Raw genomic sequence first — 19545 nt, forward strand, 5'->3', positions numbered from 1 at the left:
GATCTCGGCGCGCCAGTCGTCTCCGCGTTCCACCTCGGCGTCGGCCGCCAAAGCCTCATCCGCCTTAGCTGACAACTACATACCCCATCCGAAAGCCCCAAGCGCAATCGCCCATTGCGCGCACGTGAACCAGCCGCCGATTACGTAAACAAACCTAAGTGCAAATCCCGATGATTGCGCTGCATCATTGGCGAGACAATGCGCGGTGCCGCATGGGTGCGGGGTTGACCTCCCCGCGATGATGCACCATGCCAAAGCGGCGGGGCGACGATCGACATCGACGCTCCGTTCCAATGCGACGCGCCGACGGGGCGCGCTTCAAATGCGGTGCTTCGTCTGACTTCGCATGGAAGGGGACATGATGCTCGGCGACACGATTTTAGAAACGCGCGGCTTGACCAAGGAGTTCAAGGGGTTCACGGCCGTCAACGGGGTGAACTTGCGCGTGCGTCGCGGCTCGATCCATGCGCTGATCGGCCCGAACGGCGCAGGTAAGACCACCTGCTTCAATCTGCTCACGAAGTTCCTCGAGCCGAGCGCGGGGCAAATCGTTTTCAACAATATCGATATCACGCGCGAGCGGCCCGCGCAGATCGCGCGACGAGGCATCATCCGGTCGTTCCAGATTTCAGCCGTCTTCCCGCATCTGAGCGTGCTGCACAACGTGCGCGTCGGCCTGCAGCGCGCCCTCGGGTCCTCGTATTTTTTCTGGCGCAGCGAGCGTACGTTAAACGAGCTCGACGAGCGTGCCCGCGAATTGCTGGACCAGGTCGGCCTGACCGATTTCGCCGATACGCCGACGGTCGAATTGTCGTACGGTCGCAAGCGCGCGCTCGAGATTGCGACCACACTTGCGATGGAGCCCGAACTCATGCTGCTTGACGAGCCGACTCAAGGCATGGGCCACGAAGACGTCGACCGCGTGACTGCGCTGATCAAGCAAGTTTCGGCAGGCCGCACCATTCTGATGGTGGAGCACAACATGAATGTAATAGCGGGCATTTCCGACACGATTACCGTTTTGCAGCGCGGCGAGGTGCTCGCCGAAGGCAGCTATGCGGAGGTGTCGAAAAACCCGCTGGTGATGCAGGCTTATATGGGCAGCACCGAGGCGGCACTGACGGGGGCGCACGGATGAACCACACGGAGCACGGCACCCTGGACGAGAACGCGGGCATGGCCGAGGTGTCCGCCGGCACGCCGGCGCTCACGATCAGCGGGCTGCAGGCTTGGTACGGCGAATCACACATTCTGCATGGCGTGGATTTGCGCGTGAACCGCGGCGAGGTCGTCACGCTGCTTGGACGCAACGGCGCCGGACGGACCACGACACTGCGCGCGGTGATGGGCCTCACGGGCCGCCGCATGGGCTCTGTGCGCATCGGCGAGCGCGAGACGATCGCGCTGCCGACCCACAAGATCGCGCATTGCGGCATCGGCTATTGCCCCGAGGAGCGAGGCATCTTCTCGAGTTTGTCTTGCGAGGAGAACCTGATTTTGCCGCCGATGGTGGGCGCATCGAACAACGCCATGTCGCTCGACGAGATCTATTCGATGTTTCCGAACCTGCACGAACGGCGCATGAGTCAGGGCACGCGCTTATCGGGCGGCGAGCAGCAGATGCTGGCGGTCGCGCGTATCTTGCGCACCGGCGCGAACCTGCTGCTGCTCGATGAGATTTCGGAAGGGTTGGCGCCCGTCATCGTGCAGACATTGGCGCGCATGATCCTGACGCTCAAGGCGCGCGGTTATACCATCGTCATGGTCGAGCAGAACTTCCGCTTCGCGGCGCCGCTCGCCGATCGTTTCTATGTCATGGAGCATGGGCGCATCGTCGAGCATTTCGACGCGAGCCAGCTCGAGAGCAAGATGCCGGTGCTGCACGATCTGCTGGGCGTGTGACGGCCGTTGGTCTTGCCGCCGTTCGGTCCCACCGATCAACTATCAACAAGTAACAAGTTGGACGCACAACCATAACGCAAACAAGGAGATTCCAATGAGAACGAAGTTGCTCGCGCGCGTGGCCCGCACGCTCGCCATGACAGGCGCCGCATTCGCCGCCGTGCTGCCCGCACATCAGGCAATGGCTGACGAAAGCGCGGTCACGATCGGGTTCGTCACGGACATGTCAGGCCTTTACGCGGACATCGACGGCAAGGGTGGTTTGACGGCGATCCAAATGGCCGTTGCCGACTTTGGCGGCAAGGTGAACGGCAAGCCGATCACCGTGCTCCAGGCGGATCACCAAAACAAGGCCGATATCGCCGCCTCGACGGCGCGCCAATGGATAGACACCAGGGGCCTGGACTTGCTGATCGGCGGCACCAACTCCGCGACCGCCCTTTCGATGAACGGCGTGGCAAGTGAAAAGAAGAAGTTATTCATTTCGATCGGCGCGGGCACCGATGCGCTGACGAACGAACAGTGCATGCCTTACACCATCCATTACGCGTACGACACCACAGCGCTTGCGAGAGGCACCGGTTCCGCGATCGTCAAGAGTGGCGGCAAGACGTGGTACTTCCTGACCGCCGACTATGCGTTCGGCAAGTCGCTCGACAAGAACACTTCAGAGGTTGTCGAAGCGCTCGGCGGCAAGGTACTGGGGCATGCGTTCCATCCGCTATCGACTTCCGATTTCTCGTCGTTCCTGCTGCAGGCGCAAGCGTCGAAGGCACAGATTCTCGGCCTTGCCAACGCGGGCGGCGATACAGTGAACTCGCTCAAGGCAGCCAAGGAGTTCGGCATTGGGAAGACGATGAAAATCGCGGCACTGCTGATGTTCATCGACGACGTCCACAGTGTGGGGCTCGATACGGCGCAAGGGCTAATGCTGACGGACAGCTGGTACTGGGACCAGAACGAGGCGTCGCGCAAATGGGCGCAACGGTACTTCGAGAAAACGAAAAAGATGCCGTCGAGTTTGCAGGCGGCCGATTACTCGTCGACGATGAACTACCTGAACGCGGTGAAAGCGGTGGGCTCGACCGACGCGGAGAAGGTGCTCGCGCAGATGAAAAAGGCGGGCGTCAACGACTTCTATGCGAAGGGCACGATCCGCGACGACGGCAGCATGATTCATGACATGTACCTCTATCAGGTCAAGTCGAAGGCCGATTCGAAAAAGCCGTGGGACTACTACAAGCTGGTGTCGACGATCGCTGGCGACGAGGCCTTCACGAAGAAAGCGGAAACGCGTTGCAAGCTGTGGAAGTAACCGGTTGGTGATGCGAAGCGGGGCCGGAGTGGGCGATGAAGCGCTCACTCCGGCCAGCGGTTTTTTATTCTTACGGCTGATCCAATGGATATCTTCGGCATTCCGTTGCCCGCGATGCTGAGCCAGCTTCTGCTCGGGCTCGTCAACGGATCGTTCTACGCGATCCTGAGTCTTGGGCTGGCCGTCATCTTCGGCATGCTCAACGTCATCAACTTCGCGCACGGCGCGTTGTTCATGCTCGGCGCGATGCTCGCCTGGATGGGGTTCACCTATCTGGGCCTGCCGTACTGGGCGATGCTTGTGCTCGCGCCGCTCGTCGTCGGCGCGTTCGGCGTGCTGATCGAGCGCACGATGCTGCGCTGGCTCTATCGGCTCGATCATCTCTACGGCCTGTTGCTGACGTTCGGCCTCACGCTTGTTGTCGAAGGCGTGTTTCGGTCGATCTACGGCTCGTCGGGCCAGCCTTACGATGTGCCCGAACTGCTTGCGGGCGCAACCAATCTCGGCTTCATGTATCTGCCGAACTATCGTGCCTGGGTCGTCGTGGCCTCGCTCATGGTGTGCTTCGCCACCTGGTTCGTGATCGAGAAGACACGCATTGGCGCTTACCTGCGTGCCGGCACGGAGAACCCCAAGCTCGTCGAAGCATTCGGCGTGAACGTGCCGCTGATGATCACGCTGACCTACGGTTTCGGCGTGGCACTCGCGGCGTTCGCCGGTGTGCTCGCGGCCCCCGTCATCCAGGTCTCGCCGCTGATGGGGCAGTCGATGATCATCACCGTGTTCGCGGTTGTCGTGATCGGCGGGATGGGCTCGATTATGGGCTCGATCTTGACGGGCCTGATGCTCGGCATCGTCGAAGGCTTGACGCGCGTGTTTTATCCGCAAGGCTCAGCCACCGTCGTCTTCGTCATCATGGCGCTCGTGCTGCTCGTGCGCCCCGCAGGTCTTTTCGGCAAGGAGCGGTGATGCAAAGGAAAGCGCTTTACGGTCTCCTGTTTGCAGGGCTTTTGCTCGCGCCGTGGCTCGGCGCGTATCCCGTGTTCGTCATGAAGGTGCTCTGCTTCGCGCTTTTCGCGGCAGCCTTCAATCTGCTCATCGGCTACACGGGGCTTTTGTCGTTCGGCCATGCGATGTTTCTCGCGACGGCGGGCTATGCCACCGGCTTCACGATTCAGTCGCTCGGGTTCTCGCCGTTGCTCGGCGTGCTTGCCGGCACCGTGGCAGCGACGCTGCTTGGGGCTGTCGTCGGCTTGTTCGCGATCCGGCGCCAGGGCATCTACTTTGCGATGGTGACGCTCGCGTTCGCACAGATGATCTACTTCATCTATCTGCAAACGCCGTTCACTCATGGCGAGGATGGATTGCAAGGCGTGCCGCGCGGCACGCTCTTCGGCTTCGTCGATTTATCGTCTGATCTTGCGCTTTACTATGTCGTGCTCGTCGGCGTTGCGCTCGCGTTCGCGTTGATCGTGCGCATCATTCATTCTCCGTTCGGGCAGGTGATGACGGCGATTCGCGAGAACGAGCCGCGGGCCATCTCGCTCGGCTACGATACCGATCGCTTCAAGTTGCTGGCATTCATCCTCTCCGCTGGGCTCGCCGGACTGGCGGGTTCGCTGAAAGTGCTCGTGCTCGGCTTCGAGACGTTGGGGGATGCCTACTGGACGATGTCGGGTCTCGTCGTCCTGATGACGCTCGTAGGCGGCATGGGTACGTTGTTCGGGCCGATTCTCGGCGCAGCGCTGATCGTCACGCTCGAAGATCGTCTTGGCGACATTGGTGCTGCGCTTGCTTCATTGACGAAAATCCGGTGGTTCAACACGCTTGGCGAATCGACGACGATCGTAGTGGGTTTGATCTTCATCGCATGTGTGCTTGCATTCCGGCGGGGCATTGTTGGCGAGATCGTGGCGCGTGCGCGGATGCTGCGCGCGTAGCATTGATGCGCTAATTCCGTGCGTGTATGCACCACTAGGGAAAGTGCTAGGTTGTCGCCACAAGCGAGGGCGTTTAATCTTCGTTCCAGTTCTGATGCACCGAATTTGCAGGTGGAGAACGAGGAGACAAACGAGGCATTCAGTGCCCGGACGAAAGCGCTGTTGGAGGGACTCCAACAGCGCTTTTTATTTTTGTCGGCCGCAGTTACCGCTTTAGCGGTTACTGCGGCCCCACGCAGAGCGGTCGACGGCAGTTATCGCTTCAGCGGTTGCTGCCGTCCCATGCAGAGCGCTCGGCAAACTACCTGCACCATGCCGTCCTCGTGCGGTATCGGCCTTTGCGTTTTACCTCTCACTTCCCGTCTTTCGTTTAATATTTCCGGCTGTTCGGCTCGGTTCTTTCTTTGCGCGCCCATTGCTTCGTTCAATTCGCGCGTACACCTTCTTTTTTCCGATGGTTCCGATCATCGATGCGCGCGATTAGTTCGGAGTCCGAATCATTCGCCGGCGCGCTGATATCGGCTATAACAATGCGCTTGGCATAAAGCGCGTGGAGACAAGCAATGACGATGAAGCATTGGCTACGTTGGATAGGTAACAGCGCCGCGGTGGCGTTGATTTGTGGCGCAAGCGCGGCTTTCGCGCAGGTGAAAGTGGGTGTGGTGCTCTCCGCCACCGGGCCGGCCGCATCGCTGGGCATCCCCGAGAAAAACACCATCGAGCTGTTGCCGAAGACCATCGGCGGCAGCAGCGTGCAGTACATCGTGCTCGACGATGCGTCCGATACGACCAAAGCCGTACAAGACACACATAAGCTGATCGACGAGGACCACGTCGATGTGATCGTCGGCTCGACGATTACACCGAACTCGATGGCGATGCTCGACGTTGTCTCTCAGGCCAAGACGCCGATGATCTCGATGGCCGCATCGGCGCATATCGTGCAGCCCGTCGACGCCAAGCGCAGTTGGGCATTCAAGACGCCGCAGAACGATAGCCTGATGGCCGACGCAATTGCCGGCTACATGAAATCGCACGGCGTGAAGACAGTCGGCTTCATCGGCTTTACCGACGCCTACGGCGAAAGCTGGCATCAGGCGTTTCTCAAGGCGGCGCAGGCGCACGGCCTGACGCTCGTCAGCGACGAACGCTATGTGCGAACCGATACGTCGGTGACGGGCCAGGTGTTGAAGACGATGGGCGTGAAGCCCGATGCGGTGCTGATCGCGGCCTCGGGGACGCCCGCGGCGCTGCCGGCCAAGGAACTCAAGTCACGCGGCTATGCAGGCAAGGTCTATCAAACGCACGGCGTGGCCAACAACGATTTCCTGCGCGTATGCGGCAAGGGCTGCGAAGGGGAGTTGCTGCCGGTGGGTCCGATCGTCGTGGCCGAGCAATTGCTCGATTCGAACCCCGTCAAGAAGTCGGCACTCGCTTATAAGACGGCCTATGAGGCCAAGTACGGAGCAGGTTCCGTCGTCGCGTTCGGCGGGCACGCGTGGGATGCTGGGCAGATGCTGCAAAAGGCGATTCCGGTTGCGCTCGAGAAGGCGCAGCCCGGAACGGAAGCGTTTCGCGTGGCGTTGCGCGGCGCACTCGAAAACCTCAAGGATCTGCCGGTCTCGCACGGCATCATGAATATGACGGCCATCGATCACAACGGTTTCGACAAGCGCGCCCGCGTGATCGTGCAGGTCACTGGCGGCAAGTGGAAGGTGGTCGGCGAATAAGCGCTGTCACGATCTGTAGGACAACTAAGCATGGATTTTTCGATCGCCGCCATTCTCGCGCAAGATGGCGTGACGACCGGCGCCGTTTATGCGCTGTTGGCGCTCGCGCTCGTCCTCGTTTTTTCGGTAACACGCGTGATCTTCATTCCGCAGGGCGAGTTCGTTTCGTATGGCGCGCTGACGCTCGCCATGCTGCAGGCGAACAAGCTGCCGCCCACCGCGGTTTTGCTGATGGCGCTCGGTGCCGCCTGCCTCGTCGCCGATACTGCTGGGCTCGTGCGTCATGCCGAACGGCGGCGCGGGTGGCCTCGCACGCTCGCGCTGCTGATCGGGCGCTATCTGCTGTTTCCGCTCGCGGTGTACTTGCTCGCCGCACACTTCAGCGTTCGATCGTTGCCGATGCTTGCGCAAGTGGCGTTGACGCTGTTGATCGTCGTGCCGATGGGGCCTTTTGTGTATCGGCTCGCCTATGAGCCGATCGCCGAAGCCACGACGCTGTTGCTGCTGATTGTCGCCGTTGCCGTGCATTTCGCGATGGTCGGGCTGGGTCTTCTGATGTTTGGCGCCGAAGGCTCCCGCACGACACCGTTTTCGGATTCGACATTAACCATCGGCAGTTTTTCGATGACGGGGCAAAGTCTTTGGGTGATTGTCACGGCGCTTGTATTGATCGCCGCGCTCTATCTGTATTTCGACCGCTCGATGCAGGGCAAGGCGCTGCGCGCGACATCGGTGAACCGGCTTGGCGCGCGGCTCGTCGGCATCGGCACGGCACAAGCCGGGCGGCTCGCGTTCACGCTGGCCGCAGCGCTCGGTGCGCTCTCGGGCGTGCTCGTCGCGCCGCTGACGACGATCTATTACGACTCGGGGTTTCTGATCGGATTGAAGGGCTTCGTCGGCGCGATTATCGGCGGCCTCGTCAGCTATCCGCTCGCAGCGGCCGGCTCGGTGCTCGTGGGTCTGCTCGAATCGTATTCGTCGTTCTGGGCGAGCGCCTATAAGGAAGTCATCGTCTTCACGCTCATCATTCCGGTACTGCTCTGGCGCAGTTTTGCGAGCCCGCACGTCGAAGACGAGGAGGAGTGAGCTCTTGAAGCGTTCGTTTCTACCTGCGATGGCGTCCGCCAACATGACGTGGGCCTTGCTTATCGTCGTCTTCGCGCTACCGCTATTGCCCGCACCCGTACACGTGCCCGAGTACTGGATCACGCTGCTCAATTACATCGGGCTTTACTCGATCGTAGCGATCGGCCTGGTGTTGTTGACGGGCATTGGCGGAATGACAAGCTTTGGCCAGGCTGCGTTTGTTGGTGTCGGCGCTTACGCGAGCGCGTATCTCACGACGCGGTTCGGCGTATCTCCATGGGTTGCGCTGGCCGTCGGCATTGCACTGACGGTGGTGGTCGCACTGTTGATCGGGGCGGTCACCATGCGCCTGTCAGGGCACTTCCTGCCGCTCGGTACGATCGCCTGGGGGCTTTCGCTCTACTACCTGTTCGGCAACCTCGAATGGCTCGGAAAGTACGATGGGATCAACGGCATCCCTGCGCTGTCGTTCTTTGGCTTTTCGCTCGCCTCTGGGCGCCACATCTACTACTTGATTTGGATCGTCGTGCTGGCAGCCGTTATTTCCGTGCAGAACCTGCTCAACAGTCGGCCGGGGCGGGCGATACGCGCGTTGCGCGGCGCACGCGTAATGGCCGAGTCCATGGGCGTGGACACGGCGTGGCTGCGCGTGGTGATCTTTGTTTATTCGGCTGTGCTAGCCGCGATATCGGGCTTTCTATACGCGCATTTGCAGCGCGCCGTGAATCCTACGCCGTTCGGGCTCAATCATGGAATCGAGTATTTGTTCATGGCGGTGGTGGGTGGTGTCGCGCATGTATGGGGTGCGATTGTCGGTGCGGCCATCCTCACCGTTGTCCAAGATTATTTGCAGACGTTCCTGCCGATGGTCTTGGGTCAAAGCGGCAACTTTGAAGTGATCGTTTTCGGTATCGCGATGGTGTTGCTCTTGCACTACGCACGGGAAGGTGTCTGGCCGCTCGTTGTACGTTTCTTTCCGAAGAGCCCGGTGGCGCATGTGCCGGATCGGGTGCAGATTTTGCCGCAACGCACAAAAAGCGCGCCGGGTGAAGTTTTGCTCGTGGTAGACCGCGCGCGCAAAACATTCGGCGGCCTCGTCGCCGTCAATGATGTGAGCTTCGAGGTTCGTGCGGCAGAAATCGTCGGCTTAATTGGGCCCAATGGTGCCGGGAAATCGACCACCTTCAACTTGGTGAGCGGCGTGCTCAAGGCGACGCATGGCACGATCCATTTCGCCGGCGAACGTATCGACATGCTCCCTTCACGTGAAATAGTGCAACGCGGCATTGGTCGCACCTTCCAGCATGTGAAGCTGCTGCCAGGGATGACGGTACTCGAGAACGTTGCGATCGGTGGTCATTTGCGCGGCGCAGCGGGCGTGTGGCGCAGCATCGTCCGGCTTAACGCCGCGGAAGAGCGTGGGCTGATGGCCGAGGCGGCGCGGCAGATACGCCGTGTCGGGCTCGAGGCTCATATGTACGACGAGGCGGGCAGTTTGGCGCTGGGTCAACAACGGACGCTCGAGATTGCTCGTGCATTGTGCTGTGACCCGACGTTGCTGCTGCTCGATGAGCCGGCAGCCGGGTTGAGGTTGCAGGAAAAGCTGCAATTGGCCGAATTGCTGCGCAAGCTGAAAGCGGAGGGCATGAGTGTGCTGCTCGTCGAGCACGATATGGACTTCGTGATGAATCTCGCCGACCGGCTCGTGGTGATGGACTTCGGCGCGCGTATCGCAGAGGGCTTGCCGCGGGAAGTGCAAAACCATCCTGCGGTGCTCGAAGCCTATCTTGGCGGGGTGGAATGAGATGACCCTAGCGATGATTGAGCCGATTTTGACGGTATCAAATTTGTCTGTGCGCTATGGAAAAGTAGAGGCGCTCCATCAGATATCGATGGAGGTGCGGCCCGGGCAGATCGTCAGTGTGATTGGTCCGAACGGGGCCGGCAAATCGACCTTGCTCAATGCAGTCATGGGTGCATTGCCGACGACCGGCCATGCCAACGGAACGGTCCGGTATCGCAACGAGGAAATCGAGCTGCTGCCGGTGGAGGCGCGCGTCGCGCTTGGTATTTGCCTCGTTCCGGAGAAACGCGAGCTTTTTTCTACGATGTCGGTAGATGACAACCTGCTGTTGGGAGCGTATCGGCGCAAGCAAGCGGGGGAACGCGACTTCCTCGATCAGCTCGAGCCCGTCTTCGAGCTTTTTCCGAGGTTGAAGGAAAGGCGCAAGCAGGCTGCCGGGACGCTTTCAGGCGGCGAACGCCAGATGCTCGCACTCGGACGAGCGTTAATGGGCAAGCCAGATCTTTTGATGCTGGACGAGCCGAGTCTCGGGCTCGCACCCTTGATCGTCAAAGAAATCTTCCACGTCATCAGCGCGCTTAAGGGTACCGGCGTGACAACGCTGCTTATCGAGCAAAACGCGCGCGCTGCATTGCAGATTTCGGACTACGGATACGTACTGGAGACAGGGGAGTTGGCGCTGGAAGGAGCGGCCGAGGCCTTGGCAGGTAATCCGCAGGTGATCGAGACGTATCTGGGGTTGGCTGGGAAAACGATTTGAGGCAACGCTTGGGTTGCGTTTGCAGGTTTACGCGGGTGCAGCTGCGATGGTTTCACGTGAAACAACTCGTTAGCCATTTAACGGGCGGTCGCGGTACGGCGAACCCGTTATAATTTCGCGCATATCCTTTTTTTCTCGACAGGCCCGCACGCATCCGCGTTGGCGGGATCCCAATGCTTTATCCCATAGAGTTTGACGTCATTGTGGTCGGTGGTGGCCACGCCGGCACCGAGGCAGCGCTGGCCGCTGCCCGCATGGGTGCCAAAACGCTGCTGTTGACGCACAACATCGAAACGCTCGGACAAATGAGCTGTAATCCGTCCATTGGCGGCATCGGCAAGGGCCATCTGGTCAAGGAAGTCGACGCGCTAGGCGGAGCCATGGCGGCGGCGACGGACGAGGGCGGCATTCAATTCCGCATTCTCAATTCGTCGAAAGGGCCAGCCGTCCGTGCGACGCGCGCACAGGCCGACCGTCTGCTATATAAGCAAGCGATTCGTCATCGGCTTGAGAATCAGCCGAATCTACAGCTGTTTCAACAGGCCGTAGAGGATCTGATCGTGGAAGGCGACCGTGTGGTCGGCGCGATTACTCAAGTTGGCATCCGTTTTCGGTCACAGGCGGTGGTACTCACAGCTGGAACGTTCCTCGACGGGAAGATCCATGTTGGCCTCAACAACTACACGGGAGGGCGCGCTGGCGACCCCGCAGCGGTGTCGCTGTCTGCGCGCTTAAAAGAATTGAAGTTGCCGCAGGGGCGGCTCAAAACCGGTACGCCACCGCGCATCGATGGGCGGACTATCGATTTTTCGGCGCTCGAAGTGCAGCCCGGAGATCTCGATCCCATTCCGGTATTTTCTTTTCTCGGGCGAGTAGAGCAGCACCCCCGACAGGTGCCGTGCTGGATCACGCATACGAATGAGCGCACACACGACATCATCCGCGGTGGGCTGGATCGTTCCCCGATGTATACGGGTGTTATCGAAGGCGTAGGGCCGCGATATTGCCCGTCGATCGAAGACAAAATTCATCGGTTCGCGTCAAAGACGTCGCATCAGATCTTTCTTGAGCCCGAGGGCCTGACGACGAACGAGTTCTATCCGAATGGCATTTCGACGAGTTTGCCGTTCGACGTACAGCTTGACCTTGTTCATTCGATGCGAGGGCTTGAAAACGCCCACATCTTGCGTCCGGGCTATGCGATCGAATACGACTATTTTGATCCACGGGGCTTAAAGGCATCGTTAGAGACGAAGGCAATTCATGGCTTGTTCTTCGCCGGCCAGATTAACGGCACGACAGGTTATGAAGAAGCGGCGGCGCAGGGTTTGCTGGCCGGCATTAACGCTGGCCGCTATGCCCAGCAGAAAGAGGCTTGGTGTCCGCGCCGCGACCAAGCGTATCTTGGCGTGCTTGTGGACGATCTCGTGACCCGAGGCGTGTCGGAGCCTTACCGGATGTTCACTAGTCGTGCGGAATATCGTTTGAGCCTGCGAGAAGACAACGCTGACATGCGTCTGACCGAGATAGGCCGCGAATTGGGTGTTGTGGACGACGCACGCTGGGATGCCTTCTGCCGTAAGCGCGACGCTGTTTCACGTGAAACAGAGCGGCTGCGCACAACGTGGGTCAATCCGAAGACGTTGCCCGCCGAGGAGGCGACTGCGCTACTCGGCAAGCCGGTTGAGCATGAATACAGTCTCGCGGATTTGCTGCGTCGCCCAGGGGTGACCTACGACGGAATTTGTGCGTTGCGTGGGGGCGATTGCGGGCCGGCCGAAGCATTGGCGGATGACGCGGTGTTGCTTGATCAGATCAAAGAGCAGATCGAGATTGGCATCAAGTATCAGGGCTACATCGAGCGGCAAGCAGGCGAGATCGAACGTAATGAAACCAATGAGAGCACGCGGTTGCCGGAAGGGCTCGATTACATGTCGGTGCGGGGGCTTTCGTTCGAGGCGCGGCAGAAACTCGATCAATTCCGCCCTGAAACGATAGGGCAGGCCTCACGCATTTCAGGCATGACACCCGCTGCCATTTCGTTGCTGATGGTGCATCTCAAGAAAGGACTGGGCCGCCGAAGTGTGCCGGCGCCAAATGACGACGAGCGCGGCGCAGATGCGGCGCCGGTTACGCGATGACGTCGTCACGCATGAGTTCTGAGCGCGGGCTGGATCGAAACGCATTACACCCATTGCTGGAAGCCGGCGCGCGCGAACTCGGGGTGGCGCTGTCGGACACCCAATCGGCTTTGTTGATCGATTACGTGGCATTGCTAGCCAAGTGGAACGCTGTCTATAACCTGACGGCGATTCGTGACCCGCGGCAAATGCTGATTCAGCACGTGCTCGATTCGTTGTCCATCGTGCCGCACCTGGCTGCGAGCGAGCCTGCGTCGATTCTCGACGTTGGCTCGGGCGGCGGTCTGCCGGGAATCGTGCTGGCGATCGTTATGCCGACGCGCGCGGTCACACTGAATGACATCGTTCAGAAGAAGACGGCTTTTCAGGCTCAAGCGAAGTCGGAACTCAAGCTCGACAATCTGTCGGTCGTAACGGGGCATGTCGAAACGTTGCGTCCCGGGGTCGATGTGCCAGGAAAGTTCGACGCAATCGTCTCTCGCGCATTCGCAGAACTCTCCGATTTCGTTACACTTGCGCGGCGCTTGGTCAGCGAGCGCGGATCGATGTGGGCGATGAAAGGCGTGTACCCCGATGCCGAGATGGCGCGGCTACCGGCTGGCGCACGTGTCGCGCGGGTGATCCCGTTGTCGGTACCGTCGCTCGATGCGAAGCGGCACTTGATCGAGATCGTCGCCGATCCCGTCGAGCTATAAAACCCTGTAAAAGCAGTAGGTTAGGATCTAACACACGATGGCAAAAATCTTCTGCGTCGCGAATCAGAAGGGCGGAGTCGGCAAGACAACGACAGCGGTCAACCTGGCCGCGAGTCTCGCATCGCAGGGGCAGCGCGTGCTGCTGATCGATCTCGATCCGCAAGGCAACGCGACGATGGGCAGCGGCATCGATAAGGCGAAATGCGAAAGCACGGTCTATCAAGTGCTTGTCGACGGCGTTTCCGTCGCCGAAGCGCGCGTTAAATCCGAGGCCGTAGCCTACGATGTCGTGCCGGCGAATCGTGAGCTCGCTGGTGCGGAAATTGAACTCGTCGCCGTTCAGAACCGTGAGCGTCAGCTGAAGAACGCTATCGTGCTCGTGGCGCACGAGTACGATTTCGTGCTGATCGATTGCCCTCCAGCGCTTTCGCTGCTGACACTCAACGCGCTATGCGCGGCGCATGGTGTTGTCATCCCGATGCAGTGCGAATACTTCGCGCTCGAGGGGCTCTCCGATCTCGTCAATACCATCAAGCAGGTGCACGCCAACCTGAATCGCGACTTGAAAGTGATCGGCCTTTTGCGCGTGATGTTCGATCCGCGCATCACGTTGCAGCAGCAGGTTTCCGATCAGCTCAAGGAGCATTTTGGCGACAAGGTGTTCGATGCCGTGATTCCGCGCAATGTGCGGCTCGCGGAAGCCCCGAGCTATGGGTTGCCGGGTGTCGTGTTCGACCGTGCGTCTCGCGGAGCGCAGGCCTACGTGCAGTTCGGTGCGGAAATGATTGAGCGCGTGCGCGCGCTGTAAGCGTAGCGGCGACGTGCGACCACAAGCGGATCGAGGAAGCGAAATGAATGCAGTAGCGAAGAAGAAGGGATTGGGCCGAGGCTTGGAAGCGCTGCTTGGCGGCAGCCCCGATATCACGGCGGCGGTCAAGAGCGAGGGCGCACCGCACGTACTTCCGCTCGTGCGTTTGCAGGCAGGCAAGTATCAGCCGCGTACGCGCATGGACGAGGGCAGCTTGCAGGAGCTTGCGGCCAGTATTCGTGCGCAAGGCGTGATGCAGCCCATTCTCGTGCGCCCTGTGCCCAACGACAAATACGAGATCATTGCCGGCGAGCGGCGGTTCCGCGCCGCGCATTTGGCCGGGCTTGCCGAGGTGCCTGTGCTGGTCAAAGATGTTCCCGACCAGGCGGCCGCGGCGATGGCGTTGATCGAGAATATTCAGCGCGAAGATCTGAATCCGCTTGAAGAAGCGCAGGGCATTCAGCGGCTCCTCGACGAATTCGATTTCACTCATGAGCAAGCGGCCGAATCGGTCGGCCGCTCGCGCAGCGCCGTATCGAACCTGTTGCGGCTACTGAATCTGGCCGCGCCCGTACAAACGATGCTGCTCGCCGGTGATCTCGACATGGGACATGCCCGCGCGTTGCTTGCGGTGGATTCCGCGACGCAGATTACGCTTGCCAACCAGGTCGTGAATAAGCGGATGTCGGTGCGCGAGACCGAGCGGCTGGTTGGCGCCACGACGAAAGCCGCGCCGACGGCGAAAGCGAAAGCCAATGAGGACGGCGGCCGCGACACGCGCCGGCTCGAAGAGGAGTTGTCCGATCTGCTCGCGGCTGCGGTCAAGATCAAACTGGGTCGGCGAGGGCGCGGCCAGTTACAAATCGACTTCGGCAGTCTTGATGCGTTAGAAGGCATTTTGGCGCGCCTTCGCGGCAACAGCGTTAGCGCATGACCGCTGCTGAGTCGTCGCGCAAGTTTGCATGGCCACCGCGCGAGTTGTTCGCACTGGTGGCGAAAGAGCCGGTGTTGTCTATCCTGATTGCCGCGCTGATTGCGCTGCAATGCTGGCATCCGCAGCCGTGGCGAGCACTGCCTGTGCTCGTCGATTGGGCCACGGTCATGACGCTCGCTGGCTTGCTGATATTGACCAAGGCAATCGAGCTGTCGGGTTTTCTGATGTGGCTTGCCCACCGCGTCGTGCGGCATGTCCATTCCGAGCGGGCGCTTGCATGCCTGCTGATCGGCCTCGCCGCCGCCTTGTCGATGCTCGTGACTAACGACGTCGCGCTGTTCGTCGTCGTGCCGCTCGTTCTGTCCCTTAATAAATTGACGCCGTTGCCAGTCGCGCGGCTCACGATTTTCGCCGCGCTTGCGGTGAATGCCGGGTCGATTCTGACGCCGCTTGGCAACCCGCAAAATCTCTTTCTGTGGCAGACGAGCGGGGTTTCGTTCGGCGGCTTCGTCTATGCGCTGTTGCCGCTATGCGCCGTTTTGATGGTGCTGCTGTATGCGCTGGCGTTCGTCTCGTTCAAGCCGCGGCGGCTCGATTTATCCCACGATGCCGCGGTGCAGCCCGTCGATCAGCCCTATGCTGCGACGGCGGCGCTGCTCTTCGTGGCATTTGTGCTGCTGGCCGACTCGCATCATGTCGATATCGGGCTCATCGGCGTTGGGCTCGGCTTTCTCGTATGGCGGCGCGAGGCGGTGTTGAAGATCGACTGGGCGTTGCTGCTGATCTTCGTCCTGATGTTTGTCGTATTGCGCAGCGCCGCGGCGCTGCCTTCGATAAAACAGACCATCGCCGCGATCGACATCGGCACGCCACTGCGCGCTTATGTCGCAGGGGCCGTGCTCTCGCAGGGTATCAGCAACGTTCCGGCGGCCATCATGCTCGCGGAGTTCACGCGCGATTGGCGCGCGCTTGCCTTCGGTGTCAGTGTCGGCGGCTTCGGCATTGCGATCGGATCGCTGGCGAACCTGATTGCAGTGAGGCTTGCCGGAGAGCGCCGAATCTGGTTCGCCTTTCATCTGCTTTCAATTCCGTTTTGGATCGTCGGCGGTGCGTTGGGTGCGTGGCTCCTTGCCTGGCAATGACTCGCTCGGGCGCTGCGCTTCGCAGCCGATTTTCGTCCGGCCTAAAGTCTTGAATCGCCTGCCACTATCGCTTACAATCGCCCGGATTTATTCGCGAGGCAACCCCGTAAGTGTCGTGAAAGAAGTGGCGCGAATCGCGGCGAGGGTAGTAACCGGCGAAGTAGTTGGTGCGATCGATATCGGGTAGTTGGAACACGTTTTTGTAGATAGCCGGGATGATAGGCGATGGCCGATCGAGAGCCGAACACAAGGCACAACGAGGCACGCGCGCCGCATACCGTTTCCAACGTACCGCAGGTCGCGCCGGCGGGTCGCACCGAAAGGTTCGACGATGCGTGGGATGCCGAGCAGCAAGATATAAATATCGTTCCGCTCACGCGGGCCGAGGCTGAAAAGCTGTTTGGTCCGAAGGTGAGCCGTCCATCGCGCGTCACGCCGTTCAGGGTTGTGATGGCGCAAATGGTTTTGTCCCTGGTTGCAACGCTGGTTTGGTGGCTGTTTTACGAGCCACCGGGTGCGGCTGCGCTGTCGGCGTTCCTGGGGGGGGCGATTGGTTGGGTGCCGGGCGCATTGTTCGCGGCACGTCTGAAAAGAGCGGGCGCAGGCGCGTCGATCATCGGCTGGATGGTCGGCGAGGCGCTCAAGATGGGGGTGACGGTTGCGATGTTCGTCGCAATCGCGTTTTGGTATCACGACGTGCGGTGGCTGCCGCTTTTCGTGACCTATCTCGTCGCGCTCAAGACGTACTGGCTGGCGCTTGCTTGGCACTGACGGAACATTAATAGCCGGTTGAAGGCCGTGCTTGCGCGCCACGTTTCGTGCGCGGGGCGGCATTTCTTCCGCGGGGCCGGCATGCGTCGGCCACAAGATTTTCGACAATTTGGGTGGCATTAACGATATGGCAGCTAGCGAAGGCACGCGCGTCGAGGACCCGTCCGAGTACATTGCGCATCACTTGCAGAACTTCTCCACCTCGCACCAGACGTCGATTTTCGATATCCACGTCTGGAATCTCGACACGCTGTTTTGGTCGATCGTATGCGGTGTCGTTACCATCGTGCTGTTGCGATTGGCGGCGCGTAAGGCTACATCGGGCGTGCCGGGGCGTTTCCAGTGCGCGGTCGAGATGCTCGTCGAGATGGTCGAAGATCAATCGAAATCGATGATTCACGGCAATCGCGCCTTCATCGCGCCGCTTGCGCTGACCGTGTTCATCTGGGTTGCCCTGATGAACTCGCTCGACTTCATCCCGGTCGACCTGCCCGGCCGTGTCATCGGCTGGCTCGGCCTGTCGGGCGTCATCTCGCACCATCGCATCGTGCCGACGGCCGACCTCAACGGCACGATCGGCATCGCGCTCGGCGTGTTTGTGCTGATGATCTATTACAACCTCAAGATCAAGGGCCCGGGCGGCTTTTTGCACGAACTGCTCTCGGCGCCGTTTGGTTCGCACCCGCTGCTGTGGATCCCGAACCTTGCGTTGAACATCATCGAGTTTGTCGCCAAGACGGTTTCGCTCGGCATGCGGCTGTTCGGCAACATGTACGCGGGCGAGTTGCTGTTCCTGCTGATCGCGTTGCTTGGCAGCCTCTGGAACTTCGGCGCGGACACGACGGTGCTCGGCTTCATCGGCCACGTGATCGCAGGCAGTGTCTGGGCGGTCTTCCACATCCTGATCGTGCTGCTGCAAGCGTTCATCTTCATGATGCTGACGCTCGTGTACATCGGTCAGGCGCACGACTCGCACTAAGCCCCAAGCTGTAAGCGTGCACCTACGAATTCGTTTTCGTTTCTCTAAATCCGGTTCTAAAAAGTCTTTTACAAAGGAGTGATCATGCAAGCTTTCATCGCCAACATCCAAGGTCTGACCGCCATCGGTATCGGCATCATCATCGGCCTGGGTGCAATCGGCGCCTGTATCGGTATTGGCCTGATGGGTGGCAAGTACATCGAAGCCTGCGCGCGTCAGCCTGAACTGATGAACCCGCTCCAAACGAAGATGTTCCTGTTGGCTGGTCTGATCGACGCGGCATTCCTGATCGGCGTCGGCGTGGCGATGCTGTTCGCGTTCGCGAACCCGCTGCTCTCGAAGCTGGCAGGCTGAGGTTTCTCGGAAGTTTGCGCCACGGCATATGAATGCCTGGGGCGCGGCGGCGAAACGGATCTTGGGCGCTGATCGAACGCAATGTCGATGAGCGCCTTACCGTTTCACTTTCCGAATTAGCAACGTTTAAGGAAACACCGTGAATCTCAACGCAACCCTGTTTGCGCAAATGGTCGTGTTCCTGATCCTCGCGTGGTTCACGATGAAGTTCGTGTGGCCGCCGCTGGTCAACGCACTCGACGAACGCGCGAAGAAGATCGCCGACGGCCTGGCGGCCGCCGAAAGGGGCAAGACGGAACTCGAGTCGGCGCACAAGCGGGCCGACCAGGAACTCGCGCTGGCGCGCAGCGATGGCCAGCAGCGCATCGCCGATGCGGAAAAGCGCGCGTTGTCCGTTGCCGACGAAATCAAGACCAATGCTCATACCGAAGCCGCGCGCATCATTGCGCAAGCCAAGGCCGATGCCGAGCAGCAGGTGGTGAAGGCACGCGAAACGCTGCGCTCCGAAGTCGCCTCGCTGGCGGTGAAGGGCGCCGAGCAAATCCTCAAGCGCGAGATTGATCAAACGGCTCACGCCGAATTGCTCAATCAACTGAAAGCCGAGCTCTGATCATGGCTGAACTTGCAACCATCGCCCGTCCGTACGCGGAAGCGCTCTTTGGCGTAGCCGAGGGTGGCGACGTCGCTGCCTGGTCCACTCTTGTGCAGGAGCTGGCACAGGTTGCGCATCTGCCCGAAGTGCTGTCGATCGCCACGAGCCCGAAGGTGAGCCGCGCCCAGGTTGTCGAGCTTTTGCTTGCGGCGGTCAAATCGCCGCAAAAAGAAGCGCCGCAGGCGAAGAATTTTGTGCAGATGCTCGTCGATAACCATCGGCTTGCGCTTTTGCCCCAAATCGCCGTGCAGTTCGACGAACTGAAAAACGCTAGCGAAGGCGCAGCCGACGCGCTCATCGTCAGTGCATTCCCGCTCGAAGGCCAGCCGCTCGCCGATCTCGTCGCCAGTCTCGAACGCAAATTCAAGTGCAAGCTCAAGCCGACGGTCGAAGTCGATTCGTCGCTGATCGGCGGCGTGCGTGTGACAGTCGGCGATGAAGTGCTCGACACCTCGGTCCGCGCGCGGCTCGCCAGCATGCAGACTGCGCTCACCGCTTAACCCGGCGCGCGAACTGCCCATCGGCACGCAAC

The 19545-nt window shown here is 60.3% G+C and carries 19 protein-coding genes; all 19 read left to right on the forward strand.

Annotated features, from left to right (window positions below; translation table 11 throughout):
- Positions 1–358: 358 nt before the first annotated feature.
- Positions 359–1138: an ABC transporter ATP-binding protein gene (locus ACSQ20_RS19105; protein WP_436022719.1), complete on the forward strand. Its 780-nt coding sequence runs from the start codon at positions 359–361 to the stop codon at positions 1136–1138.
- Positions 1139–1176: 38 nt separating this feature from the next.
- Entirely contained in the window at positions 1177–1902 is a 726-nt protein-coding gene (locus tag ACSQ20_RS19110) for an ABC transporter ATP-binding protein (protein ID WP_436023238.1), read from the forward strand.
- Between the two features lie 94 nt (positions 1903–1996).
- A complete protein-coding gene (locus ACSQ20_RS19115) occupies positions 1997–3217 on the forward strand; it encodes an ABC transporter substrate-binding protein (RefSeq protein ID WP_436022721.1) in 1221 nt (406 codons plus the stop codon).
- A gap of 84 nt (positions 3218–3301) precedes the next feature.
- Positions 3302–4186, forward strand: a complete 885-nt coding sequence (locus tag ACSQ20_RS19120; protein WP_436022723.1) for a branched-chain amino acid ABC transporter permease — start codon at positions 3302–3304, stop codon at positions 4184–4186.
- A complete protein-coding gene (locus tag ACSQ20_RS19125) occupies positions 4186–5157 on the forward strand; it encodes a branched-chain amino acid ABC transporter permease (RefSeq protein WP_436022725.1) in 972 nt (323 codons plus the stop codon). Before ACSQ20_RS19120 ends, ACSQ20_RS19125 begins: the two co-directional genes overlap by 1 nt.
- Positions 5158–5726: 569 nt before the next feature.
- Positions 5727–6887, forward strand: a complete 1161-nt coding sequence (locus tag ACSQ20_RS19130; protein WP_436023240.1) for an ABC transporter substrate-binding protein — start codon at positions 5727–5729, stop codon at positions 6885–6887.
- Between the two features lie 30 nt (positions 6888–6917).
- The gene (locus ACSQ20_RS19135; protein WP_436022727.1) at positions 6918–7973 is read left to right on the forward strand and encodes a branched-chain amino acid ABC transporter permease; all 1056 of its coding nucleotides are present in this window, start codon (positions 6918–6920) and stop codon (positions 7971–7973) included.
- Positions 7974–8001: 28 nt separating this feature from the next.
- Positions 8002–9777, forward strand: a complete 1776-nt coding sequence (locus ACSQ20_RS19140) for a branched-chain amino acid ABC transporter ATP-binding protein/permease (RefSeq protein WP_436023242.1) — start codon at positions 8002–8004, stop codon at positions 9775–9777.
- A gap of 13 nt (positions 9778–9790) precedes the next feature.
- Positions 9791–10537: an ABC transporter ATP-binding protein gene (locus ACSQ20_RS19145; RefSeq protein WP_436022729.1), complete on the forward strand. Its 747-nt coding sequence runs from the start codon at positions 9791–9793 to the stop codon at positions 10535–10537.
- Positions 10538–10710: 173 nt separating this feature from the next.
- Positions 10711–12678 carry a tRNA uridine-5-carboxymethylaminomethyl(34) synthesis enzyme MnmG gene (mnmG, locus tag ACSQ20_RS19150; RefSeq protein ID WP_436022731.1) on the forward strand — a complete coding sequence of 656 codons (1968 nt, stop codon included), beginning with the start codon at positions 10711–10713 and terminating at the stop codon, positions 12676–12678.
- An 11-nt stretch (positions 12679–12689) separates the two neighbouring features.
- Positions 12690–13373, forward strand: coding sequence for a 16S rRNA (guanine(527)-N(7))-methyltransferase RsmG (gene rsmG, locus ACSQ20_RS19155; protein ID WP_436022733.1), 684 nt, complete (start codon positions 12690–12692; stop codon positions 13371–13373).
- Positions 13374–13410: 37 nt separating this feature from the next.
- Positions 13411–14181: a ParA family protein gene (locus ACSQ20_RS19160; RefSeq protein ID WP_436022735.1), complete on the forward strand. Its 771-nt coding sequence runs from the start codon at positions 13411–13413 to the stop codon at positions 14179–14181.
- A 43-nt stretch (positions 14182–14224) separates the two neighbouring features.
- Positions 14225–15115, forward strand: coding sequence for a ParB/RepB/Spo0J family partition protein (locus ACSQ20_RS19165; protein ID WP_436022737.1), 891 nt, complete (start codon positions 14225–14227; stop codon positions 15113–15115).
- A complete protein-coding gene (locus ACSQ20_RS19170; RefSeq protein ID WP_436022739.1) occupies positions 15112–16257 on the forward strand; it encodes an SLC13 family permease in 1146 nt (381 codons plus the stop codon). The genes ACSQ20_RS19165 and ACSQ20_RS19170 overlap by 4 nt, the downstream gene beginning before the upstream one ends.
- A gap of 225 nt (positions 16258–16482) precedes the next feature.
- On the forward strand, positions 16483–17028 hold the full coding sequence (locus ACSQ20_RS19175) for an ATP synthase subunit I (RefSeq protein WP_436022741.1): 546 nt from the start codon (positions 16483–16485) through the stop codon (positions 17026–17028).
- Between the two features lie 127 nt (positions 17029–17155).
- Entirely contained in the window at positions 17156–18007 is an 852-nt protein-coding gene (gene atpB / locus ACSQ20_RS19180; protein WP_436022743.1) for a F0F1 ATP synthase subunit A, read from the forward strand.
- Between the two features lie 84 nt (positions 18008–18091).
- Positions 18092–18361: a F0F1 ATP synthase subunit C gene (gene atpE, locus ACSQ20_RS19185; protein WP_007180033.1), complete on the forward strand. Its 270-nt coding sequence runs from the start codon at positions 18092–18094 to the stop codon at positions 18359–18361.
- Positions 18362–18500: 139 nt separating this feature from the next.
- Entirely contained in the window at positions 18501–18971 is a 471-nt protein-coding gene (locus ACSQ20_RS19190) for a F0F1 ATP synthase subunit B (protein ID WP_436022746.1), read from the forward strand.
- A gap of 2 nt (positions 18972–18973) precedes the next feature.
- A complete protein-coding gene (locus tag ACSQ20_RS19195; RefSeq protein WP_436022748.1) occupies positions 18974–19513 on the forward strand; it encodes a F0F1 ATP synthase subunit delta in 540 nt (179 codons plus the stop codon).
- The last annotated feature ends 32 nt before the right edge of the window (positions 19514–19545 follow it).

It is taken from the genome of Trinickia sp. LjRoot230 (assembly GCF_964253315.1).
In the GTDB taxonomy this organism is placed as follows: Bacteria; Pseudomonadota; Gammaproteobacteria; order Burkholderiales; family Burkholderiaceae; genus Trinickia.

Coding starts and splice junctions, on each gene's coding strand:
- ACSQ20_RS19195 (WP_436022748.1), top strand. CDS start 18,974: ATGGCTGAACTTGCAACCATCGCCCGTCCGTACGCGGAAGCGCTCTTT.
- ACSQ20_RS19165 (WP_436022737.1), top strand. CDS start 14,225: ATGAATGCAGTAGCGAAGAAGAAGGGATTGGGCCGAGGCTTGGAAGCG.
- atpB (WP_436022743.1), top strand. CDS start 17,156: ATGGCAGCTAGCGAAGGCACGCGCGTCGAGGACCCGTCCGAGTACATT.
- rsmG (WP_436022733.1), top strand. CDS start 12,690: ATGAGTTCTGAGCGCGGGCTGGATCGAAACGCATTACACCCATTGCTG.
- ACSQ20_RS19115 (WP_436022721.1), top strand. CDS start 1,997: ATGAGAACGAAGTTGCTCGCGCGCGTGGCCCGCACGCTCGCCATGACA.
- ACSQ20_RS19110 (WP_436023238.1), top strand. CDS start 1,177: ATGGCCGAGGTGTCCGCCGGCACGCCGGCGCTCACGATCAGCGGGCTG.
- atpE (WP_007180033.1), top strand. CDS start 18,092: ATGCAAGCTTTCATCGCCAACATCCAAGGTCTGACCGCCATCGGTATC.
- ACSQ20_RS19170 (WP_436022739.1), top strand. CDS start 15,112: ATGACCGCTGCTGAGTCGTCGCGCAAGTTTGCATGGCCACCGCGCGAG.
- ACSQ20_RS19125 (WP_436022725.1), top strand. CDS start 4,186: ATGCAAAGGAAAGCGCTTTACGGTCTCCTGTTTGCAGGGCTTTTGCTC.
- ACSQ20_RS19140 (WP_436023242.1), top strand. CDS start 8,002: ATGGCGTCCGCCAACATGACGTGGGCCTTGCTTATCGTCGTCTTCGCG.
- ACSQ20_RS19135 (WP_436022727.1), top strand. CDS start 6,918: ATGGATTTTTCGATCGCCGCCATTCTCGCGCAAGATGGCGTGACGACC.
- ACSQ20_RS19130 (WP_436023240.1), top strand. CDS start 5,727: ATGAAGCATTGGCTACGTTGGATAGGTAACAGCGCCGCGGTGGCGTTG.
- ACSQ20_RS19105 (WP_436022719.1), top strand. CDS start 359: ATGATGCTCGGCGACACGATTTTAGAAACGCGCGGCTTGACCAAGGAG.
- mnmG (WP_436022731.1), top strand. CDS start 10,711: ATGCTTTATCCCATAGAGTTTGACGTCATTGTGGTCGGTGGTGGCCAC.
- ACSQ20_RS19145 (WP_436022729.1), top strand. CDS start 9,791: ATGATTGAGCCGATTTTGACGGTATCAAATTTGTCTGTGCGCTATGGA.
- ACSQ20_RS19175 (WP_436022741.1), top strand. CDS start 16,483: ATGGCCGATCGAGAGCCGAACACAAGGCACAACGAGGCACGCGCGCCG.
- ACSQ20_RS19160 (WP_436022735.1), top strand. CDS start 13,411: ATGGCAAAAATCTTCTGCGTCGCGAATCAGAAGGGCGGAGTCGGCAAG.
- ACSQ20_RS19120 (WP_436022723.1), top strand. CDS start 3,302: ATGGATATCTTCGGCATTCCGTTGCCCGCGATGCTGAGCCAGCTTCTG.